Genomic DNA, 19,932 nt, shown 5'->3' with positions numbered 1-19,932 from the left:
CCCCGTGACCGCCGCGCCTGGTAGACGAGGAGGCATGCCGAGACTTGCTGCCGCCTGGCGCGGCCTGGCCGCCGCTGCCGCCGCCCTGCTGACCGTCGCCGTCGTCCCGTCGAACGCGGCGGCGGGGCCCGCCGCCGCGCCGCCGTCGCACCCCGCCGGCGCCGACGGTCCCAGGGCGCCGAGGGAGTTCGTGGCGCTGCGCGACGTCGATCCCACGATCATCCAGGAGATCCGGTACGCCACGCCGCACGATTTCATGGGCGTACCGGTGACGGGGTACCGCGAGCCGCTGTGCCTGCTCACCCGGGACGCGGCGCGGGCGTTGCACCGGGCGCAGGTCGGTTTCCTGCGGCGCGGCTACTCCCTCAAGGTCTACGACTGCTACCGCCCGCAGCGGGCCGTCGACCACTTCGTGGCCTGGGCGAAGGACCTGTCGGACCAGCGGATGAAGGCGGAGTTCTATCCGCGGGTGGACAAGTCGGTGCTGTTCCGGGACGGGTACATCGCGGAGAAGTCCGGTCACAGCAGGGGCAGTACGGTCGATCTGACGCTGGTCAGGCTGCCGGCGGTGCCGACCCGGCCGTACGTGCCCGGGGAGCCGCTGACGTCGTGCTTCGGGCCCAAGGCGAGCCGTTTCCCGGACAATTCCCTGGACATGGGGACCGGGTTCGACTGTTTCGACACTCTCGCGCACACCCTCGATCCGCGGATAACGGGGACGCAGCGGGCCCATCGGCTGCTGTTGAAGGCGGGGCTGGAGGGGGCCGGGTTCGTGAATTACGCGGACGAGTGGTGGCACTACACGTTCTCGCCGGAGACGTTCCCGGACACCTACTTCGATTTCCCAGTCGCCCGGAGTTCGCTGGAGCGTCGCTGAGTCCTGGGCGTGCGCCCGGGTGCCCTTCCGGGCGGATGCCGGGTGCGGTGCCGGCGGGCGTCCTCAGAGGCGTCCGCCGGCCGGGTCCGAGGAGAGCCGCTGGGCGGCGTAGACGGGGATCACCGAGAGTGCGATGAGGACGGTGGCGACGACGTCCACGACCGGGGCCTGGTTGGGGCGGGCGAGGTTCTCGTAGATCCAGATCGGCAGGGTCTTGGTGCCGGCGCCGGCGGTGAAGGTGGTCACCACCACCTCGTCGAAGGAGAGCGCGAAGGCCAGCAGGGCACCCGCGAACAGGGCCGGGGCGAGCGCGGGGAGGGTGACGTGGCGGAGGGTCTGCCAGGGGCGGGCACCGAGGTCGGCGGACGCCTCGGCGAGCGAGGGGGCGATCCGGCGCAGCCGGGCGGCGACGTTGTTGAAGACGATGACGACGCAGAAGGTCGCATGGCCGACGATGACGGTGAACAGACCGAAGCCGATGCCCAGGGGTGCGAGGACGGTGCGGAACGCGGCGTTGAGGGCGATGCCGGTGACGATGCCGGGCAGCGCGAGCGGCAGCACGAGCAGGAACGACACCGTCTGTCGGCCGAAGAAGCGGTGACGGTGGACGGCGAAGGCGGCGAGGCTGCCGAGGACCAGGGCCACGGCGGTGGCGCCCAGGCCGGCCCGCAGTGAGGTGGCGAGCGCGTCGCGGGCGCCGGCGGTGTGGAGGGCCCGCGCCCACCACTCGCCGGTGAGCGCGGGCGGCGGCCAGGCGAACGACCGGTCGGCGTTGACGGAGTTCAGCACGACCAGGAGCAGCGGGAGGTGGATCAGGGCGAGGCCGGCTGCGGTCACGGCGCCGAGCACGGCACGGGCGGTGCGTGACAGGTGCACCGGGCCTCCTGGGGGCTAGAGCTGGTCGAGCGCGCCGGCCCGGCGGACGGCGGCGAGGTAGCCGACGACGAGGGCGACGGGGACGGTGGACAGTGCGGCGGCGAGCGGCAGGTCGAGGGTGACCTGGGAGGCGATGACGTTGCCGAGGAGTTGGGTGCGGCCGCCGACGATCTGGGCGGTGAGGTAGTCGCCGAGGCTGAGCGAGAAGGTGAAGACCGAGCCGGCCAGGAGGGCGGGGCGGACGGTGGGGGCGATCACCGAGCGGAGGGTGCGCAGGGTGCCGGCGCCGAGGTCGGCGGAGGCTTCGAGGTGGTGGACGGGCAGCCGTTCCAGGGCGGCGTGCACCGGCAGGATCATGTACGGCAGCCAGAGGTAGGCGAGCACGATGACCACGGCGGTGGTGCCGTAGCCGGGGCCGCGCAGGCCGAACGGGGCGAGGGCGGCGTTGATCAGGCCGTGGTCGCTGAGCAGTACGCGCCAGGCGTACGCCTTGACCAGGTAGCCGGCCCACAGCGGGGTGAGGACGGCGACCAGGAGGGCTCTGCGCAGTCGGCCGGTGGCGATCCGGGCCGTGAAGTAGGCCATGGGGAGGGCCAGCAGGGCGTCGAGGAGGGTGACCGCGAGGGCGATGCCGACGGTGCGGACGGCGACGGTGCGGTAGACGGGGGTGGTGAGCAGTTCGTGGAAGTTGTCGGGGGTCCAGGTGTGGAGGACGTCGGAGGTGAAGGGGTCGGTGGTCCAGAAGGCGGAGAGGAGGAGGACGGCGAGGGAGCCGAGGTAGGCGAGGACCAGCCAGAGGAGGGGCGGGGCGAGGAGGGCCGCGAGCCGGCCCCGGTGGCGGGGTGCGGGGGCCATCGTGGTGGGCCGGGTCAGCCCTTGATCTCCGTCCAGGCGCGGGTCCACTGGGCGTAGTCGGTGCAGGTGGTGTCGGTGCGGCCGTCGAGGCACTGGCGGGTGGGGGTGGTCCAGAAGTGCACGCGGCGGTAGTAGTTCTCGTCGTCGGCGTGGTAGGTGGCGCAGTGGTGCGGGTCGGTGGTTTCCCGGCATGCCTTGGCGTTGGCGGGGGCTTCGCCGAAGTAGCTGGCGACCTGGGCGTTGACCTTGGGCGACACGATCCAGTTGAGCCATTTGTAGGCGCAGTTGGGGTGGGCGGCCTTGGCGGAGATCATCCAGGTGTCGGACCAGCCGGTGGCGCCTTCCTTGGGGAGGACGGCCTTCACCGGGGCCTTTTCGGCGAGGGCGGTGTTGGCGATGACCTGCCAGGCGTCGCCGATGACGCTGTCGCCGCTCTTGAAGGCGGTGACTTCCTTCTGGTAGTCGCTCCAGTATTCACCGATGCTGCGTCGTTGCTTCTTCAACAGGGCTACGGCGGCGCCGAGTTGGGTCTGGTCGAGCGCGTAGGGGTCCTTGATGCCGAGGGCCGGGTCGGTCTTCATGAGGTAGAGGGCGGCGTCGGCGATGTGGATGGGCGAGTCGTAGGCGGTGACCTTGCCGGGGTATTTGGCGGCGTCGTCGAAGACGGCCTTCCAGGAGTCGGGGGCCGGGGTGACCCGGTCGGTGCGGTACATGAGGAGGTTGGCGCCGCGGCCGTGCGGGATGCCGTACGTCTGCCCGTTGCGGGAGTTGAACGGCCGCATCTTCAGGCCGCTGAAGATGTCCCGGTAGTTGGGGACGAGGTCGGTGTTGACGGGGGCGACGTCCTTGGCCGCGATCAGGCGCAGGGTGGCGTCGCCGGACGCGGAGACGGTGTCGTACTGGCCGGTCTTCATCAGTGCGACCATCTCGTCGGAGGTGCCGGCGACCTTGGTGTTGACCTGGCAGCCGGTGCTCTTCTCGAAGGGGTGCACCCAGTCGACCTTGGGATCGTTGGAGCCGTCCTCGGCGTATCCGGCCCAGGCGATGATGTTGACCCGGCCCTCCCCCTTGCCGACGCTGCGCTGCGCGGTGGCACCTTGGCCACCGGTGCCGCTGCCGCAGGCCGTGGCGAGCAGCAGTGTGCCGATCCCCATCGAGGCGGTCCAGAACTTCGCGTTGCGCATGCCGAACTCTCCCGTCGCACCCGACCGTCGGTCCCCGTCAGTATCCGGATGACGACGGTCCGCCACCAGAGGGCCTCACCGGGATGTCACTCCGGCAGCCGGCGGGCGTCGTCGGTGCGCCACAGCACGTGGACGCCGGCGCCGGGGCCGGCGGCGTCGGGCAGTGCGGAGGTGTTCAGGTGCAGCACGGTGAGTTCGTCGCCGTCGGGGTCGGGGCGGACGGTGAAGCGGGTGTGGGCGCCGGCGTGGGCGATGCCGGTGATCCGGCCGGGGGTGGTCCGCTCGCCCGGTCGGGGGATGGCGTCCGGGGTGCCGGGGACGGCGATGCGGAGGCGTTCGGGGCGGATGCTGTAGGTGCCGGGTGCGCCCATGAGGCGGACCGCGGTGGCGTCGCGGACCAGGTTGGTGGTGCCGACGAAGGCCGCGACGAAAGCGGTGGCCGGGCGGTCGTAGAGGTCCCGGGGCGGGCCGGTCTGGACGAGCCGGCCGTGGTCGAGGACGGCGAGCCGGTCGCTGAGGGTGAGGGCCTCCTCCTGGTCGTGGGTAACGAGGAGGAAGGTCACGCCGGTGGCGCGCTGGAGGCGGGCCAGTTCGCGCTGCAGTTCGTGGCGGAGCCGGCGGTCGAGGGCGGCCAGTGGTTCGTCGAGGAGCAGGAGGGCGGGGCGGTCGATCAGGGCGCGGGCCAGGGCGACGCGCTGTCGTTGACCGCCGGAGAGCTGGGCGGGGCGGTGCCGGGCGTGGTCGTCGAGTTGGACGGTGTGCAGGGCTTCGCGGGCCCTGGCGAGCCGTTCGGCCTTCCGTACGCCGCGGACGGTGAGCGCGTAGGCGACGTTCTGCTCCACGGTCATGTGTGGGAAGAGGGCGTAGTCCTGGAAGACGGTGTGGACGTCACGGCGGCTGGGCGGGAGGGCGGTGACGTCCCGGCCGGCGAGGTCGATCCGGCCGGCGGTGGGGTGTTCGAAGCCGGCGATGAGGCGCAGCAGGGTGGTCTTGCCGGAGCCGGACGGGCCGAGGAGCGAGAAGAACTCGCCTTGCTCGATGGTGAGTTCGGCGGCGTCGAGGGCGCGGACGGTGCCGGTCGCCCGGCTGGTGTAGTCCTTGGTGAGGGCGGTGAGTCGGACTGCGGGGGTGCCCGGGGCAGCCTCGGGGTGCGGGGGGTGGCCGTCGGTGCGGGCGGCTTCGGTCACGGGCGGGCCCTCTCGTGAGCGGTGTGAGCGCGCCGGTGACTGTACCGGCGTTACGCGTCGGCAGGGAGGACGCCCTCGTGACTGACGTGGCGTCAAAGGTGGGCCCGACGGCCCGGCCGCACCCCGCCCGCGGCACGCTCCGGAAGGATGTGTGAACAGTGCGTGAACGCGGCGGCGCCGGCGTCCCGGGAGGGGCATCCTGCTGCTCGTGCCTGCCTGGACGGACCAGCTCCGCTTCGCTTTCCAGCCCGTGGTGAACCTCGCGACCGGGTCGGTCGCCGCGCTGGAGCCCCTCGCCAGACCCGAGGACGGCGAGGTCGACGTGCTGGCCTGCGCGCGCCAGTGCCCCGATCTGGACGCGGAGTTGGCGGCGCTCGCCGTGCAGGCCGCGGCGGAGCAGGAGACGCTGCTGCCGCTGCACGTCAACGTCTTCGCGGGGACGGTGGCGAAGCGGCCGGAGCTGGCGTCGTTGGGTGCGGCGGTGCGGGCCGCGGGCCGGCGGCCGTGGGAGATCACCTTGGATCTGGTGGGGCCGTTCACCCAGGTTCCGGAGCAGGAGCTGCTGGCCGCGGTGGCCGGGCTGCGGGACGCGGGCTACCGGATCTGCGCCGACGGGGTCGGGGACGGCGACCTGCCGCTGCGGATGCTGGGCGAACTCGCCCCGGACCTGGTGAAGTTGGACCGCTCGCTGTGCGTGCGGCTGGAGCGCGACCCGGGGCGGCAGGCGGCGGTGGCCGCGATGCGGCAGCTGTGCGAGCGGGTGGGCGGGCTGCTGGCCATCGAGGGGGTGGAGACCGAACGGCAGTACGCGGCGGTGCGGGAGGCCGGGGTGCAGCTGGCGCAGGGGCACCTGTTCGCGCCGCCGTCGCGGCGGGCGGCGACCGAGGTGTACGTGCCGGCCGCGCTCCCACCGCCGGTCAGCGGCCGGCGGGTACCGGACCGGGCGCCGTCGGGTCCGCCGGTGGCGCAGTTCCTCCAACCGGCCGCGCTGCTGCCGATGGGCGCGTCGGCGGGGGCGGTGCGCAGCCATCTGACCGGGTTCCCCGAGGTGTCGGGGGTGCTGCTGGTGGACGCCGACGGGGTGCCGGTGCGGGCGATCGACCGGGACCGGTTCCTGCTCTCGCTCTCCGGGCGGTACGGGCACGCGCTGTACGCGGACCGGCCCGCGCTGCGGCTGGCGGACCGGCCGCGGACGGTGGGCGCGGACGCCACCGCCTGGCAGGTACTGGACATGATCGCCGACGGCGAGCGGGACCGGACCGGGGACGACGTGGCGGTGGTGGACGAGCGCGGCCGCTGCATCGGGGTGGTGCACCTCGCCGACATCCTGCGGGCCCTGGCCGAGAGCCGGGTGGAGGAGGCGGCCCGGCTCAATCCGCTGACCCGGCTGCCGGGGTCGGACGCCGTCAACAGCGAGGTGGACCGGCGGATCGCCGAGGGGCGGGAGATCGCCCTGAGCTGGCTGGACGTCGACGGGTTCAAGCAGGTCAACGACGGTGCCGGCTTCGCGGCGGGGGACGAGCTGATCCGGTCGGTGGGGCGGACGCTGGCGGAGGTGGCGGCGGGCGAGCCGGCCAGCCGGGTGGGGCACATCGGCGGCGACGACTTCCTGGTACTGGCCGAACCGGACGGGCTGGAGCCGTTCGCCAAGACACTGCTCGACGTGGCGTGGTCGGCGGGCGAGATGCCGGTGACGCTGTCGCTGGCGACGGTGGTCTGTCCCCCCGGGAGCGTCACCGGCCACGGTCCGGCGGCGGCCGCGCTGGCGCCGCTGAAGAAGGCCGCCAAGGAGTTGCCGGGGGCGAGCTGGGTGGTGGGGCGGCCGGGGTCGACGCGCACCGAGGTGCGGCGGGGGGCGGCCGCGCGGGTACCGGGACCCGCGGCGGCGGTGGACCCGGCGGCGGCCGTGGGCGTGGACGGGGCCGAGGACCGTGCGCCGACGGGACGGGAAGGTGCGCGGACCGCCGGCTGACCGTCGCGCACCGCCCGACAGCCGGGCGGGCAGCCTCCCCGGCCATCGCCGGTCGCCCTCTCCGCCCTGCTCTACGGCCCGAGCTTCATGGCCGGCTCCGGGCTTCTCGCGGTGTGGAGCTACCGCGTCTTTCCCGAGCGGCCCACTGCCGGCTTCAGCATCACCGTCTTCTGCCTGGGGCTGGGCACCATCGCGGGGCCCGCGCTGCTCGGCGCGTACGCCGAACACCATGGCCTGCGAGCCATGTTCCTCATCACCGCCGGGGTCGCGGCACTTGCTCTGGTGTGGGCCCCCAGCCGTGGCACGCGCACGCACGCAGTACCTCGCGAACGGGAACAAGAACGCGCACCGGAACAGGCGCGGCACACCGGGACTTCGGGGCGGGATCGCGGTCGACCCGCTCGGTTCCGGCCGCATGCGCCCCGGCCGGAACCGCCGGCGAGCACGCCCCGCGCATAGGTCTCACAGCGCGGCCGGGGACGAGCCGTCGGCGGGCACCTGCTCGTGGCCGGGCGGTCCGACAGGCGTACGGCCCGCACCCCGGGCGGCGGGGTGCGGGCCGTACTTCCGCGCCCTGTCAGGGAAGCGCGGGTCGGGGCGGCGCAGTCGGGACCATGCGGTCGGGCCGCGCGGCGCCGGCGCGGTCCCGGGGCGCCGGTCAGCGCAGGGCGGGCTCCCGCCGTTGGGCGCCGCGCCGCATCGCGTGCTCGACGACGGCGACCAGCACGTCCCGGGCCGAGTCCTGCGCGCGGGCGTCGCAGAGCACCACCGGGACGGCGGGGTCGAGGTCCAGGGCGTCCTTGACGGCGTCGACGGGGTAGCGGTCGGCGCCGTCGAAGCAGTTGACGGCGACGACGAAGGGCAGGCCGCGGCGCTCGAAGTAGTCGATGGCGGCGAAGCTGTCCGCCAGCCGGCGGGTGTCGGCGAGCACGACCGCGCCGAGCGCGCCACGGGCCAACTCGTCCCACAGGAACCAGAAGCGGTCCTGGCCGGGGGTGCCGAAGAGGTACAGGACCAGTCCCTCGTGCACGGTGATCCGGCCGAAGTCCATCGCGACGGTGGTCGTGGACTTGGCCTCGACGCCGTGCAGGTCGTCGACCGGGCGACCGGCCTCGGTGAGCCGCTCCTCCGTACGCAGCGGTCGGATCTCGCTGACCGCGCCCACCAGGGTGGTCTTGCCGACGCCGAACCCGCCGGCGACGAGGATCTTGAGTGTCACCGGCTCGACCGGGGCGGACCGGCGATGGCGCTCAGAACGCCAGACCATGGGATTCCTTCTCGTGGTTGCCGAGGATGCGGGACGCGCAGGGGGCGACGCCAGGTGTCCCCGGGCGGCCCGTGCAGGGGCGACCACCGACGGCGGTCGCCCCTGCACCGTACAACGTGCTTCGTACGGCGCCCACTTGAGGGCCTGCCGGCCCGGTCCGGCAGCCGGGCAGAGGCCGCCAACCGCCCCAAAAGGACCGCGCGGCGGGCGGCTCAGTCCTGCCGGTGGGCGGCGAGGTGGTCGAGGATCTGCGGGGTGACGCGTGCCGGGACCTCCTCGGGCAGCCAGTGGCTGACGCCCTCCAGGGCCTCGAAGCGGTACGGGCCGTCCACCCACTCCCCCGTCGACTCGGCCGCGCCGCGGCCCAGGGCGACGTCCTCGCTGCCCCACAGGAACAGGGTGGGCACCGCGATCCGCCCGGCGGGCACGGAGATCACCGACTCGGGGGCGCGGTACCAGTTCAGAGCCGCGGTCAGCGCACCGGGCTCGGCGAGCCGCCGCACGTTGGACTCGACCAGTTCGGCGGGGACCTTGCCGCCGTAGACGGCGCGCAGGCGGGCCGCGTCGTCGGCGAGCAGGGACGCCTCGGCGGCGCCGTCCGGGCGGCGGAAGAAGCGGACGTAGTCCAGCCGGTGGTGCTGTTCGGGGTCGCCGGCGGCCGCGCGGTTGAGCGCCTCGGGGTGCGGCGTGGCGAGCACGGTCAGCGACGCCAGCCGCTCGGGGTGCGCGCCGGCCAGCGCCCAGGCGACCATGCCGCCCCAGTCGTGGGCGACGACGTGGAAGCGCTCGGCGCCCTGGGAGTCGGCGAAGGCGAGGGCGTCGGCGACGAGTTCGGGGACGGCGTAGTCGGCGATCCGCGGCGGGCGGGCGTCCGGGGAGTAGCCGCGCTGGTCGACGGCGAGCGCGCGGTAGCCGGCGGCGCCCAGGGCGGGCAGGACGGCGTGCCAGCAGTCGGCGAACTCGGGCCAGCCGTGTAGCAGCAGCACGACCTCGCCGTCGGCCGGGCCGCTGGCCAGTGCGTCGAAGGTGTACGGTCCGGCGGTCAGTCGCAGGCGGGTGACGGGGGTGGGGTCGGCGGCCATGGTGGGGCTCCTGGGGTCCGGGGTCGGGCACGGTGTGCCGGCCGGCGGGGGGTGACGGATGATCACGGCAACCGTAGTCGGGCACCGGGCACGCCTGGCGCGGGGTGGTGCGGGCCGGGGACGGGCGCCGCCCGCCCGGGTCAGGGGCGGGCGGTGGTGCGGTCCGCGGCGGCGTCCGGCCGCGCCGTCACAGCGCGCGCAGGCCGTCGATGACCTCGCGCAGCACCTGCTCGTCCGGGAGCTCCGCCGGCGGCACCGGGCGGGTGACGTGGACCAGCCCGGCGTCCAGCAGATCGCCGATGAGGACCCGGACCACGCCGACCGGCAGGTCGAACTCGGCCGCCAGCTCGGCGACCGACTGCGGCGCGTCGCGGCACAGTTCGACGATGTCGACGTGCTCCGGCGAGAGCGTCTGGTCCGTGATCGTCCCCTCGGCCCGGCTCTCCGCGACCACCAGCGCGATCAGGTCCAACCGCCCCTCGGCGGCCGTGCGGGTGCGCCCGCGCGTCATCGCGTACGGACGGACGACGGGCCCCGCGTCGTCGTCGAACCAACGGGCCGGATGGCGTTCCGGTGCCGGCCGGCCCTCCTGCTCGGTCATGGCGTCACCGTAGTCGTACTCGGCCGGCCGGTCAGGACCGGGGCGCGGTGCCCAGGTGGGTGCCCACCCGCTTGACGAGCAGGGTCATCTCGTAGGCGACCAGCCCGACGTCGGAGTCGGCGTCGGCGAGGACCGCCAGGCAACTGCCGTCGCCGGCAGCGCTGACGAAGAGGAACGCGTCGTCCAGCTCGACCATGGTCTGTCGGACCTGCCCGGCGTCGAAGTGCCGGCCGACGCCCTTGGCGAGGCTGTGGAAGCCGGAGGCCACCGCGGCCAGGTGCTCGCTGTCCTCGCGGGTGAGGTCCTTGGACGCGCCGGTGGCCAGGCCGTCGCTGGAGAGGACCAGTGCCTGGCGGATGCTGCCGACCCGTTCGACCAACTCGTCCAGGAGCCAGTTCAACTCCCCGGATCCGTGCGGCGAGGCGGTGGTGGAAGCGGCTGCCTTCGGTGCGGTCATGGACCGTCCTCTCCCGATGTGGTTCGTGGTGCTGTTGCGCCCCCGGCGGCACCGTCTGGGGTGCCCGGGTCCGGGGGTGTGGGGGTGTGGGGGGCCTCGCCGTTCTCCCGCCGGCCGCGCTGCCAGCCGCGCTGGAGCGAGGACATCCGGGCCCGGACCGCCTCGGCGTCCCGGTCGTCCGCGGCCGGTGCGGCCGCCGCGGCCGGCTGGTCCACCGGGGGCTCGGCGCCCTGGTCGGTCCTGAGCTGCGGGGCCAGGCTGGCCTGGCGCACCCGGCGGGGCAGGCCGGTGGGGGTGGCGGTCGGGGCGGGGGTGCCGTCGGCCGGGGTGCCGTCGGCCGGCGCGTCCCGGGGGGTGTGCGCGGCGGTGGGCCGCGACGGCGCGGACGACGACGGGCGCTCCTTGTCGCGCGGGGCGTCCGGGGTCCGCGCGCCGTCCACCGTCCGGCCGTGGTCGGCGACCAGGACCGGCGTGCGGGGCCGGCGCGGCAGCGGGGCGGGGGCACCGGTCGGTGCCTGGTCGCCGGCCTGCTGGTGCTGTTCGCCGGACGGGACGTCGGCGGCGTCGCGCACGGCCTTCGGGCCGCCGGACGCCGCCCGGCCGGTCCGGCGGCGCGGCAGGGCCGGGAAGGGGGTGGTCCCGTCGTCGGCGCGGTCCGCCGCGTCCTGCTCGTCGGGCGTCACCGGCGCCTCCGGCTCGACCGGCCCGTCCAGGACGCCCCGCCGGGTGCGCCGGGGCAGCGGCACCGGGACCTGGGCGAGCGGGTCGAGGGCGGCGGTCGCGGCATCCTCGGCGGTCTCGGCCGCGGTGTCGACGGCGGTCGGACCGGTGTCGCGGGCGCCCTCGCCGGTGTCGGTGAGGAGCGTGCCGGGGACGAGGACCACGGCGGTGGTGCCGCCATACGGCGAGGGCTGGAGGGAGACCCGCACGCCCTGGCGCTGGGCGAGCCGGCTGACGACGAACAGGCCGAGCCGGTCGGTGTCGGACAGCTCGAACTCGGGGGTCTCGGCGAGCCGGAGGTTGGCGTCCAGCAGTTGGTCGGGGGCCATGCCCAGGCCGCGGTCGTGGATCTCCAGGGCGTAGCCGTTGGAGACCCGTTCGCCCAGGACCTGCACGGCGGTGTGCGGCGGGGAGAAGACGGTGGCGTTCTCCAGGAGTTCCGCGACGAGGTGGGTGAGGTCGGAGACCGCGGGGCCGTCCACCGCGAGGCGCGGCAGCCGGCGGACCTCGATGCGTTCGTAGTCCTCGACCTCGGCGACCGCCGCCCGCACCACGTCCATCAGCTGGACCGGCTTGCGCCACTGCCGGGAGGGGGCCGCGCCGGAGAGGATGACCAGGCCCTCGGCGTGCCGCCGCATGCGGGTCGTCATGTGGTCGAGCCGGAAGAGGTCGGCGAGTTCGTCGGTGTCCTCGGTGCGCCGTTCCATGGCGTCCAGGAGGGTCAGTTGGCGGTGCAGCAGGACCTGGTTGCGGCGGGCGAGGTTGACGAACACCTCGGAGACGCCGCGGCGCATGTCGGCCTGTTTGACGGCGGCTTCGACGGCGGCCCGCTGGAGGGTGTTGAGCGCCTGCCCGACCTGGCCGGTCTCGTCCGGGCCGAACTCCAGGCGGGGCGCCTCGGTCTCGACGTCGACCCGTTCGCCGGCCGCCAGGCGGCGCATCACGCTCGGCAGTCGGACGCCGGACATCTCGTGGGCGGTCTTGCGCAGGCGGGTCAGGTCCCGGACGTGCCGGCGGCCGATGCGCAGCGAGACGACGACCGAGACCATGAGCGCCACGAAGCCGAGGACGCCGGTGGCGACGGCCTTGAAGACGATCCGGGTGGCGATCGGTGCGACCCGCTCCTGATAGCGGTCGCCGGCGTCCCTGCCCAACCGGCCGAGGTCGCCGAGGACCTGCTCCGCGGCGGTGTTCCAGCGGTCGGCGTTGACCGTGCGCGCGGCGGTCGACGGGTCGGCGGCGATCACCCGGTCCTCGAGGGAGGTGAGTTCGCGGGCGCCGGCGGAGTGCCAGTAGTCCTCGAAGACGCCGCGGTCGGCGGCGGGCAGCAGCGGCAGGTTGGTGGCGTAGAGGATGCGGCGCTCGGCGATCCGGTCGGAGAGCGCGCGCTGGTCGCGCTTGCTGATGCTGCCGGAGGCGAGGATCGCGGACATCAGGGCGTCCTCGCGGGAGAACGCCTCCCGGGCGCGGGTGAGGTTGACCAGCGCCCGGCCCTGCTTGTCCATCTCGACGTTCTCCAGGGCGTGGAGGGCGGCGAGCAGGTCGTAGGCGGGGTCGACCACGGCGTTGTAGGACTCCATGGCCTCTTCGCGGCCGAGCCGGTTGTCCTCGACCTGGGTGCGCAGGTCCTCCAGTCCGTCCAGGCCCCTGACCAGGTCGTCGAGCCGGCCGACGGCCGAACCGGCCAGGTCCGCGCGGACGTCCGGGGTGTCCACGTTGTCGTGCAGCCGGGCCACGGCGTCGTCGGTGGCCCGGGTCTGGTGGTGGAGTTCGCTGAGCGCGTTGGCGCCGCGGCGGTCGGCGAGGTACAGCAGGCTCTGGCGGCGTTCGCGCTGGATGGCCTGGATGGTGTCCTCGACCGGGTAGCCGAGGTTGCGGACCACGGTGCCGACATCGAGGAGTTGGTTGGCTTCCCGCCCGGCGACGTACGTCGTGATCGTCCACATCAGCGTCAGGGACACCAGCGGCACGAGCAGCAGCGCCACGATCTTCCGGCGGACCGACTTCCCGCGAAAGCGCATGGCCTCCCCTACGTCAACCCCGCGCGTTCGGGGGTGGTGTTCCGTCAACAGCGGCGTGAGCCTACTACTGTCGGGCGACCGATCCGTAGGCCCGGCGCAGCAGCGGGGCACGTCGGCGGGGCGGGATCGTCATGAGATGTCCGGCGATGCCCGGCCGGCCGGCCGTCGAGTGTGGCTATGGCCACCCGGGGCGCGCGGCCGGTGCCGTCCCGCCCGGATGCTTCCGCGCACCCCGGTGCGTGGTGGCTGAGGGGGACGCCGAGTGGACAGCGGGCCGGTCCGTGTGGCATGTATCCGGTGAAACCCGGGCAGCCACCGAGGGGTCGGGCGGCGGGGCAGGGTCCGGGGAGAGTGCGGGGAGTGTGACGCTATGGACCGCGACAGGCGTCCTTTGTGGCGGGAGGAGCCGGCGAGCCGGCGCCGGATGGCCGACCCGGTACGCACCGCGGCGGTGCGGGCCGTGATCATCGTGGCGATCACCCTGATCCAGGCCATGGTGGCCTTCCTGTGCACGCTCGCGGGGTCCTGGTTCGCGTTCCCCGCGGTCCTGTGCACGGTCGCCAGCACCATCGTGGCGACCTGGGGCGTGCTGGACGTGTGGGTGACCCGGCAGGTCTGGGTGCAGCGGCACGGGGTGCGGTCGGAGCCGAGCAGCACCGCCCGGGAGCTGCGGCGGGAGCGCCGACGGGCCCGCCGGCGGGGGCGCCGGCCGTCGCAGGAGCCGTCGCGGACGGACCGCGCAGCGGCGTGACGAGCCAGCGCCCCGACCGGGTCGGCGGTCAGGCCACCGCCCCTTCACGCACGGCGGGCCGCACGTGGACCGTTCCGTCCAGCACCCCGACCTCGTGGGTGCGCACGGGGCGGCGGGCGGGCAGGCAGGTCGGCGCTCCGGTGCGCAGGTCGAACAGGGCGGCGTGCAGCGGGCATTCGACGAAGCAGCCCTCGACCCAGCCCTCGGAGAGCGAGGCGTCCTGGTGGCTGCAGGTGTCGTCGACGGCGTAGAGCCCGTCCTCGGTGTGGAAGACGGCGATGGCGGGTGTGGTGTCGTCGATCTGGATCCGGACGGATTCGCCGACCGGCAGATCCTCGATGCGGCAGACGGGAAACATCTGGCCCCCCTCACACTGATCGGTATCATGGCGTTGTGAATTGCGCATCGCATCGCGCGATGCGCAACAGAATCCAAGTCGGGGGAGCCCGCGTCAAGGGCCTTCCGGAGAGCGGCCCCACGGCGTGCCCGTCGGGGGCGACGGGGTGGTGAGGCGACAGCCATGGCGAAGACGACGGACCCGGCGGACGGACGCGCCGAGGACAGACGCGGGAGCGGTTCCGTACAGTCCGTGGACCGCGCGGTGAGCGTGTTGGAGAGCCTGGCGCGGCTGGGCGAGGCCGGGGTCACCGAACTCGCCGACGAGTTGGGCGTCCACAAGTCGACCGCCTTCCGGATCCTGGGCGTCCTGGAGAACCGCGGCCTGGTCGAGCAGGAGAAGGAGCGCGGCAAGTACTTCCTGGGCTCCGGGGTGCTGCGGCTGGCCGGCGCCGCGGCGATCCGCCTCGACATCTCCCAGGAGGGCCAGCCGGTCTGCCGGGCGCTGGCCGACGAGACCGGGGAGACCGCCAACATCGCGGTGCTGGACGGCGATGCCGCGGTCAACATCATGCAGGCCCGGGGCTCCGCCGCGGTGACCGCCCACAACTGGCTGGGCCGGCGCACCCCGTTGCACGCCACCGCCAGCGGCAAGGTCCTCTTGGCCCACCTGCCGCGGGAGCGCCGCGAGGCGCTGCTGGGCCGCACGCTGCCGCGGTTCACCGACGGCACCCTGACCACCGCGGCCGCCGTGCGGGAGCAGCTGGCCGCCGCCCACGAGGACGGGTTCGCCTGCACCGTCGAGGAGTTCGAGACCGGGCTGAACGCCGTCGCGGCGCCGGTCCGCTCGTACGACGGGACGGTCATCGGCGCGATCGGCGTCTCCGGGCCCGCCTACCGGATGGCCCGGGAACGCCTCCCGGAGCTGGCGAAGGCGGCGGTGCAGGCCGCCGCCGAACTCTCCCGCCGCATGGGGTACGCCGGCTGAGCCCGGGCGCGGTGGCCGCCCCGCCCGGGCGGCCCCTCAGCCGGTGGCCGGCTCCGCCGGTGCCGCCTCCTCCGGACGGCGGTACATCCGCGTCGCGGTGATCTGCCCGTGCACCACCTCGCCGGACGGGTCCGGCTGCGGCAGGCCCGGACGCAGGTGCTCCTCGACGCTGATGTACTTCAGGCCGGCCCGCAGGTCCGCGTCGTTGCGCAGGCGGATCACCAGCGGGAACTCCGCGAGCGCCGTGGTGTCGAACAGGCCGGTGGTGTAGAGCAGTTGGACGCCCAGGGCGTCGGCGACGGCGCGCTGGAGCTCCAGCAGGTAGGTGGCGTTGGCGCGGCCGATCGGATTGTCGAGGAACAGCGTGCCGGCGTGCCGCTGCTTGTCCCGGCCCCGGTCGTTGCTGCGCAGCGCCGCCATCGTGCAGTACAGGGCGATGGCGGCGGTCAACAGCTGGCCGCCGGAGAAGACGTCGCCCATCTGCCCCACCGGGACCCGCTCGGCGCGCAGCACCGCGTCCGGCTTGAGGATCTCCACCGCCACCCCGCGCGGTTGGAGGGCGGCCTGCACCCCGCGCAGCAGCAGGGACATCCCGTCCCGGCGCAGATCGCTGTTCTTCCTGACCGCCGCGCGGGTCGCCTCGTCGATGACCTCGCCCAACCGCTCGGTGAGGGTGGCCTGGTCGGGGTCCTCGAACCGGATCCGCAGGAACTCCTGACCGGACCACTCCCCCAGCCCCTCGGGCAGTCGGGACAGCCGCTGGGCGGAGCGCAGCGTGGTCAGCGACGACTCCACCAGGCCGCGCAGCCGGTCGACGATCGAATCGCGGTTCCGCTCCAGCTGGGCGAGTTCGTCGGTGAGCACCCGCAGGCGGGGCGCGAACGCCTCCGCCCACTTGGCGGCGTGGTCCGGCAGCGCCGCGGCGGGCAGCTCCCGGATCTGCTGCCGGGCGGGGGTGCGCACCTGCTCGTAGCGGGTGGAGTTGGCGTGCCGGACGAGGACGTCGGCGGCCTCGCGGACCGCGGCCTCGGCGGCGGAGAGGTCCCCGGCGCAGCCGCGCAACGAGCGCCGGGACTCCGCGGCGGCCTGCCGGGCCGCGGCCAGGCCGTCGCCGTACGGCTCGATCGACGTCTCCTCGCCCTCCTCGGCGTCCTGGTGGTCCCGCAGCAGGTCGCGCAGGAGGGCGGCCGTCTCGTCGAAGCCACCGGCCGCGTCCTCGGCGCCGCGGTGCGCGCGCAACAGCTCCTCGTGCTCGGTGCGGGCGGCCTCCAGCGCCTCGGTGGCGGTGCCGAGTTCGCCGTTGGCGGTGCGCAGCAGCTCCTTGGCCCGGTCGGCGTCGGCCGGCACCAGGTCCTCGGGCAGTTCGGTGTGGGCCGCGCCGTCGGTCGGCGCCAGCCGCTCCGCCTCGCCGCGCAGCCGGCCCAGCTGCTCGCTGGCGGCCGAAGCGCGGGTCTCCAGCATCTGCACCAGCGATTCGGCGCGACCGGCGGCGGCCTGGCGGGACGGGCCGTCGGCGGCGTCCGGGCTCTGCAGCAGCTGTTCGGCGCGGGTGCGGACCTTGTTGGTGAGGCGGTTCAGCTCGGCCAGCGCGGCGGACTCGTCGCCCTCGGCGCGGGCCTGCTCGGCGCGCAGGTCGGCACCGACGCCGACCTTCTCGTAGAGCTGGGACGCGGCGCGGTACGCCTCGCGGAGCGCGGGCAGCGAGGCGCCCGACTCCTGGGGCGCCTCGCCCAGGTCGTCGGGGACACCGGCGATCTCGGCGCGCTCGGCGCGCAGCGCGCGGGCGGTGCGGCGGGCGTCGTCGGCGGCCCGCTGGGCGGCCCGGCGGTCCTCGTCGGCGGCCCGGGCCCGGTCCACGCACTCCTCGGCGCGGGCCTCGAACTCCACCGCCTCGTCGGCGAGTTCCCGCATCCGGGACTGCCAGCCGGCGCGCTCGCGCAGCCGGTGGGCGAGGCCGGCGAGCAGGTCGGCGGCGCGCCGGGCCCGCTGGGCGGCCTCCTGGCGCTCGTCGCGCACCCGGGTGGCCTCGGCGGCGACCTCGTCGGCCTCGGCGCGGCCCACGCGGGCCTCGGTCAGCTCCGCGGCGGCCTCCTCGGCCGCGGTCCGGGCGCTCGCCGCGGCCTCGGCGAGCTCGACGAGCCGCCCGGCCGGGCAGCCGGCGCGCCAGGAGCCCAGGCGGGCGGCGAGCGCCCGGTCCCCGGCCAGGCGGGCGGCCAGCGTCCGGATCTCCTCGTCGCGCTCGGTGGCGCGGGTGCGCAGCGCGCGGCGCTCCTCGTCGGCGGCGGACTCGTCGTGCATGGCCGGGTTCGGCGGCACGAGGAACACGCCGGTGTCCTGGGCGTCGGGGGCCGGGGTGGGGGCCAACAGCGCGGCGGCGGTGCCCACCGCGACGGCGGACCGCGGCAGCAGCGCGGCCTGCGCGAGCACCTCGCGGGCCCGGGCGTGGGTGGCCGGGTCGGTGATGATCACGCCGTCGACGAGTTCGGGGCGGGCGGCCAGCACCCGGGCGTGGTCGGCCGGGTCGACGGACTGGGCGAGGTAGCGCCAGCCGGGCAGGGCGGGGACGCCGTGCTCGCCAAGGTACTCCACCGCGGCCAACACGTCGGGGCCCGGCGGCAGCAGCCCACCGTCGCCCAGCGCGCCCAGGATCCGGGCGTCGTCGGCGGCGGCCGTGCGCAGGTCGAACAGTTGCCGCTCGGCGGCGGCGACGCCCTGCTCCAGCAGTTCGTGCAGGGCGTCGGCGCTGCGGTCCAGCTCCTCGGCGGTGAGCGGACCGGCGGCGCGGCGCGGGGCGGCGGATCCGGCGCCGTCGGCCGTACGGGGGCCGGGCAGGGCGATCGCCGACGCCTCGGGCAGGCCGAGGAGTTCGGTCAGCCGCTGTTCGGCGCCGATCGATTCGGCGGCGCGCCGCTCGGCGTCGTGGGCCCGCTCGGCGGCCTCGGCGGCGTCCGCGGCGCGGGCCGCGGTGAGTTCGGCGGCGGAGTGCCGGGCGGCGGTCTCGCGGGCCCGGTCGGTGGCCTGCCGGGCGGCGTCGCGGGCCGCGTCCCACGCCTCGACGGCGGTCTTCTCGGCGTCGGAGGCGGCGAGCGCGGCGCGGGCCGGGTCGGTGTCGGGGTCAGCGCCCTGGGCGGCGTCGAGCCAGCCGGCCCGGACCGCCTCCGCGGTCTCCTCCGCGACCTCGGTGAGCCGCTGCTTGAGGTGGTCGGACTCGCTGCGGGCGCGCTGGGCGTGGGTGGCGGCGCTGGTGGCGTCGCGGTGCGCGGACTCGGCGGCCTCCTGGAGGCCGGCGGAGCGCTCCTCCTCCTCGTTGGCGAGGCGTTCGCCGGCCTCGGCGGCGCCGTGCAGGGCGCGCACCAGGTCGGTGGCGGCGGTGGCGCGGGCGGCGAGCGCCGGGGCGGCGTCCCGCTCGGCCTCCCGGATGGCGGCGGCGACCCGCGCCGAGCGGTCGGCGGCGGCGCGGTGCCGCAGCGCGGTCTCGGCGGCCTGCCAGGCGCTGTGCAGGGTCCGGGCGTCGTTCAGCTCGCGGCGCTGGGCGGCGGCGCCCTTCTCGGCGGCGGCCAGCGCCAACGAGGCGTGCCGGTAGGCGAGTTCGGCGGAGACCAGGGCGCGGCGCTCGCGGCCGCGTTCGGCGTCGGTGACCCGGTGCGCGGCGGCGGCGACCGCCTCGGCCAGCTCGGCGGTCCGGCCGCGCTCCTCGGTGCCGCGGGCGTGCAGCCGTTGGGCCAGAGCGCGGGTGCGGCGTTCGGCGCCGGCGTGCACCTCGCGGGCCCGTTCGCGGGTCTCGGCGGCCTCGGCGATCTTGGAGAGCAGGTCCAGTGAGCCGGCGGTGAAGTCGCGTTCGGCGGTGAGCTCGGCGCGCCGGCCGAGCTTGTGGGCGAAGCCGTGGACGAGGTCGGCGAGGCCGTCGGTGTCCCGGGTGTCGGTGACGGCGCGCAGCAGCAGGTCGGTGAAGTCGGAGTCGTTCTTGACCGCGAACAGGCCGGCCGCTTCGCCCTCGTCGGCGTTCATCTCGCGCTGGTAGCGGAAGAGTTCGGGGTCCAGGCCGAGGTCGCCGAGGTGTTCGTTCCAGCGCTCGTGGACCTCTTCCCAGACCACGTCGAGGTTCGGGTAGTTCTTGCCGGCGTCGGTGAGCGCGTCGCGGAAGCCCTTCATGGTGCGGCGGCGGCCCTGCGCGCCGGAGCCCCCCTCGCCGTGCGCGGTCCGGGGGCGGACGAGGGTGGCCTCGGCGACCGGGAGGGAGTCCAGGCTCATCCCGGGGCCGGGCCGGAAGCTGTACCACGCCTCGGCGAACTTGCGGGGGTCGTTGGACACCTGGCGGCCGCGCCATTCGCTGACCTTGCCGACCACGACGCTCTCGCCGGTGACGACGTGCTGCCACTCCAGGGCGACGTGGCCGCAGTCGTCGGCGAGCAGGAACTTGCGCAGCACGCCGGAGCTGGCGCCGCCGAGGGTGTTGCGGTGGCCCGGCAGCATCACCGAGAAGATCAGCTTCAGCAGGACGGACTTGCCGCCGCCGTTCTCCAGGAAGAGCACGCCGGCCGGGGCCGGGCGGCGCGGCGGGCCGACCGGTTCGTCCTCGAAGAAGTCCGCCTGGGCGGGGGCCGGCTGCGGCACCGGCGCGCCGACCCCGCGCAGGTCCAGGACGGTGTCGGCGTAGCGCGCACCGGCCGGCCCGATGGAGTAGAGGCGGACCCGGGACAGCTCGTACATGGCGGACTCTCGTTGGTGTGTGGGTGGTCGGGGCGGGTGGGGCGCCGG

General features: G+C 75.0%; 16 protein-coding genes. 5 read left to right on the top strand and 11 right to left on the bottom strand.

Annotated elements, in window-relative coordinates; genetic code table 11:
- Positions 1–34 precede the first annotated feature (34 nt).
- Positions 35–877 (top strand): M15 family metallopeptidase, encoded by an 843-nt coding sequence (locus ACLJT4_RS29495; RefSeq protein WP_411126845.1) that lies wholly within the window; start codon positions 35–37, stop codon positions 875–877.
- Positions 878–940: 63 nt separating this feature from the next.
- Here ACLJT4_RS29495 and ACLJT4_RS29490 read toward each other — a convergent pair whose 3' ends face one another.
- The 4 genes from ACLJT4_RS29490 to ACLJT4_RS29475 all read right to left on the bottom strand — a co-directional run bounded on the left by ACLJT4_RS29490 (position 941) and on the right by ACLJT4_RS29475 (position 4,979).
- Positions 941–1,753, bottom strand: coding sequence for an ABC transporter permease (locus ACLJT4_RS29490; RefSeq protein WP_016572073.1), 813 nt, complete (start codon positions 1,751–1,753; stop codon positions 941–943).
- 15 nt (positions 1,754–1,768) lie between these two features.
- Positions 1,769–2,608, bottom strand: coding sequence for an ABC transporter permease (locus ACLJT4_RS29485; RefSeq protein WP_411126865.1), 840 nt, complete (start codon positions 2,606–2,608; stop codon positions 1,769–1,771).
- A gap of 14 nt (positions 2,609–2,622) precedes the next feature.
- On the bottom strand, positions 2,623–3,792 hold the full coding sequence (locus ACLJT4_RS29480; protein ID WP_411126843.1) for an ABC transporter substrate-binding protein: 1,170 nt from the start codon (positions 3,790–3,792) through the stop codon (positions 2,623–2,625).
- An 86-nt stretch (positions 3,793–3,878) separates the two neighbouring features.
- Positions 3,879–4,979, bottom strand: coding sequence for an ABC transporter ATP-binding protein (locus ACLJT4_RS29475; RefSeq protein WP_411126841.1), 1,101 nt, complete (start codon positions 4,977–4,979; stop codon positions 3,879–3,881).
- 208 nt (positions 4,980–5,187) lie between these two features.
- On the opposite strand from ACLJT4_RS29475, the gene ACLJT4_RS29470 reads away from it, so the two are divergent.
- On the top strand, positions 5,188–6,951 hold the full coding sequence (locus ACLJT4_RS29470) for an EAL domain-containing protein (RefSeq protein ID WP_411126839.1): 1,764 nt from the start codon (positions 5,188–5,190) through the stop codon (positions 6,949–6,951).
- An 87-nt stretch (positions 6,952–7,038) separates the two neighbouring features.
- The gene (locus tag ACLJT4_RS29465; protein ID WP_411126837.1) at positions 7,039–7,410 is read left to right on the top strand and encodes an MFS transporter; all 372 of its coding nucleotides are present in this window, start codon (positions 7,039–7,041) and stop codon (positions 7,408–7,410) included.
- A gap of 199 nt (positions 7,411–7,609) precedes the next feature.
- On the opposite strand, the gene ACLJT4_RS29460 is transcribed toward ACLJT4_RS29465, so the two are convergent.
- The 5 genes from ACLJT4_RS29460 to ACLJT4_RS29440 all read right to left on the bottom strand — a co-directional run bounded on the left by ACLJT4_RS29460 (position 7,610) and on the right by ACLJT4_RS29440 (position 13,099).
- The gene (locus ACLJT4_RS29460) at positions 7,610–8,218 is read right to left on the bottom strand and encodes a GTP-binding protein (protein WP_411126835.1); all 609 of its coding nucleotides are present in this window, start codon (positions 8,216–8,218) and stop codon (positions 7,610–7,612) included.
- Between the two features lie 212 nt (positions 8,219–8,430).
- Positions 8,431–9,300 (bottom strand): alpha/beta fold hydrolase, encoded by an 870-nt coding sequence (locus tag ACLJT4_RS29455; protein ID WP_411126833.1) that lies wholly within the window; start codon positions 9,298–9,300, stop codon positions 8,431–8,433.
- A gap of 187 nt (positions 9,301–9,487) precedes the next feature.
- The gene (locus ACLJT4_RS29450) at positions 9,488–9,901 is read right to left on the bottom strand and encodes a DUF742 domain-containing protein (protein ID WP_411126831.1); all 414 of its coding nucleotides are present in this window, start codon (positions 9,899–9,901) and stop codon (positions 9,488–9,490) included.
- A 31-nt stretch (positions 9,902–9,932) separates the two neighbouring features.
- Complete coding sequence (locus tag ACLJT4_RS29445; RefSeq protein ID WP_411126829.1) at positions 9,933–10,358, bottom strand: roadblock/LC7 domain-containing protein; 426 nt, start codon at positions 10,356–10,358, stop codon at positions 9,933–9,935.
- Entirely contained in the window at positions 10,355–13,099 is a 2,745-nt protein-coding gene (locus ACLJT4_RS29440) for a nitrate- and nitrite sensing domain-containing protein (protein WP_411126827.1), read from the bottom strand. Before ACLJT4_RS29440 ends, ACLJT4_RS29445 begins: the two co-directional genes overlap by 4 nt.
- 370 nt (positions 13,100–13,469) lie before the next feature.
- Here ACLJT4_RS29440 and ACLJT4_RS29435 point away from each other — a divergent pair, with 370 nt between their 5' ends.
- Positions 13,470–13,850, top strand: a complete 381-nt coding sequence (locus tag ACLJT4_RS29435; protein ID WP_411126825.1) for a hypothetical protein — start codon at positions 13,470–13,472, stop codon at positions 13,848–13,850.
- Positions 13,851–13,878: 28 nt separating this feature from the next.
- Here ACLJT4_RS29435 and ACLJT4_RS29430 read toward each other — a convergent pair whose 3' ends face one another.
- Entirely contained in the window at positions 13,879–14,208 is a 330-nt protein-coding gene (locus ACLJT4_RS29430) for a bifunctional 3-phenylpropionate/cinnamic acid dioxygenase ferredoxin subunit (RefSeq protein WP_233659679.1), read from the bottom strand.
- 162 nt (positions 14,209–14,370) lie between these two features.
- Here ACLJT4_RS29430 and ACLJT4_RS29425 point away from each other — a divergent pair, with 162 nt between their 5' ends.
- Positions 14,371–15,174 (top strand): IclR family transcriptional regulator, encoded by an 804-nt coding sequence (locus ACLJT4_RS29425; protein WP_411126822.1) that lies wholly within the window; start codon positions 14,371–14,373, stop codon positions 15,172–15,174.
- 36 nt (positions 15,175–15,210) lie between these two features.
- Here the strand turns inward: ACLJT4_RS29425 and ACLJT4_RS29420 are convergent, their stop codons facing one another.
- Positions 15,211–19,884 (bottom strand): hypothetical protein, encoded by a 4,674-nt coding sequence (locus ACLJT4_RS29420; protein ID WP_411126820.1) that lies wholly within the window; start codon positions 19,882–19,884, stop codon positions 15,211–15,213.
- Positions 19,885–19,932: the final 48 nt, after the last annotated feature.

Origin of the sequence: Streptomyces sp. x-19 (assembly GCF_046549115.1) — a bacterium.
GTDB lineage: Bacteria > Actinomycetota > Actinomycetes > Streptomycetales > Streptomycetaceae > Streptomyces > Streptomyces albulus_C.
Note: the sequence above shows the minus strand (reverse complement) of the source record. Positions and strands in the feature narration are given on the sequence as shown.

What these genes read in the sequence shown, in the direction of transcription:
- ACLJT4_RS29495 (WP_411126845.1), top strand. Translation starts at nt 35, where the DNA reads ATGCCGAGACTTGCTGCCGCCTGGCGCGGCCTGGCCGCCGCTGCCGCC.
- ACLJT4_RS29485 (WP_411126865.1), bottom strand. Translation starts at nt 2,608, where the DNA reads ATGGCCCCCGCACCCCGCCACCGGGGCCGGCTCGCGGCCCTCCTCGCC.
- ACLJT4_RS29480 (WP_411126843.1), bottom strand. Translation starts at nt 3,792, where the DNA reads ATGCGCAACGCGAAGTTCTGGACCGCCTCGATGGGGATCGGCACACTG.
- ACLJT4_RS29465 (WP_411126837.1), top strand. Translation starts at nt 7,039, where the DNA reads ATGGCCGGCTCCGGGCTTCTCGCGGTGTGGAGCTACCGCGTCTTTCCC.
- ACLJT4_RS29460 (WP_411126835.1), bottom strand. Translation starts at nt 8,218, where the DNA reads ATGGTCTGGCGTTCTGAGCGCCATCGCCGGTCCGCCCCGGTCGAGCCG.
- ACLJT4_RS29455 (WP_411126833.1), bottom strand. Translation starts at nt 9,300, where the DNA reads ATGGCCGCCGACCCCACCCCCGTCACCCGCCTGCGACTGACCGCCGGA.
- ACLJT4_RS29450 (WP_411126831.1), bottom strand. Translation starts at nt 9,901, where the DNA reads ATGACCGAGCAGGAGGGCCGGCCGGCACCGGAACGCCATCCGGCCCGT.
- ACLJT4_RS29445 (WP_411126829.1), bottom strand. Translation starts at nt 10,358, where the DNA reads ATGACCGCACCGAAGGCAGCCGCTTCCACCACCGCCTCGCCGCACGGA.
- ACLJT4_RS29440 (WP_411126827.1), bottom strand. Translation starts at nt 13,099, where the DNA reads ATGCGCTTTCGCGGGAAGTCGGTCCGCCGGAAGATCGTGGCGCTGCTG.
- ACLJT4_RS29435 (WP_411126825.1), top strand. Translation starts at nt 13,470, where the DNA reads ATGGACCGCGACAGGCGTCCTTTGTGGCGGGAGGAGCCGGCGAGCCGG.
- ACLJT4_RS29430 (WP_233659679.1), bottom strand. Translation starts at nt 14,208, where the DNA reads ATGTTTCCCGTCTGCCGCATCGAGGATCTGCCGGTCGGCGAATCCGTC.
- ACLJT4_RS29425 (WP_411126822.1), top strand. Translation starts at nt 14,371, where the DNA reads ATGGCGAAGACGACGGACCCGGCGGACGGACGCGCCGAGGACAGACGC.
- ACLJT4_RS29420 (WP_411126820.1), bottom strand. Translation starts at nt 19,884, where the DNA reads ATGTACGAGCTGTCCCGGGTCCGCCTCTACTCCATCGGGCCGGCCGGT.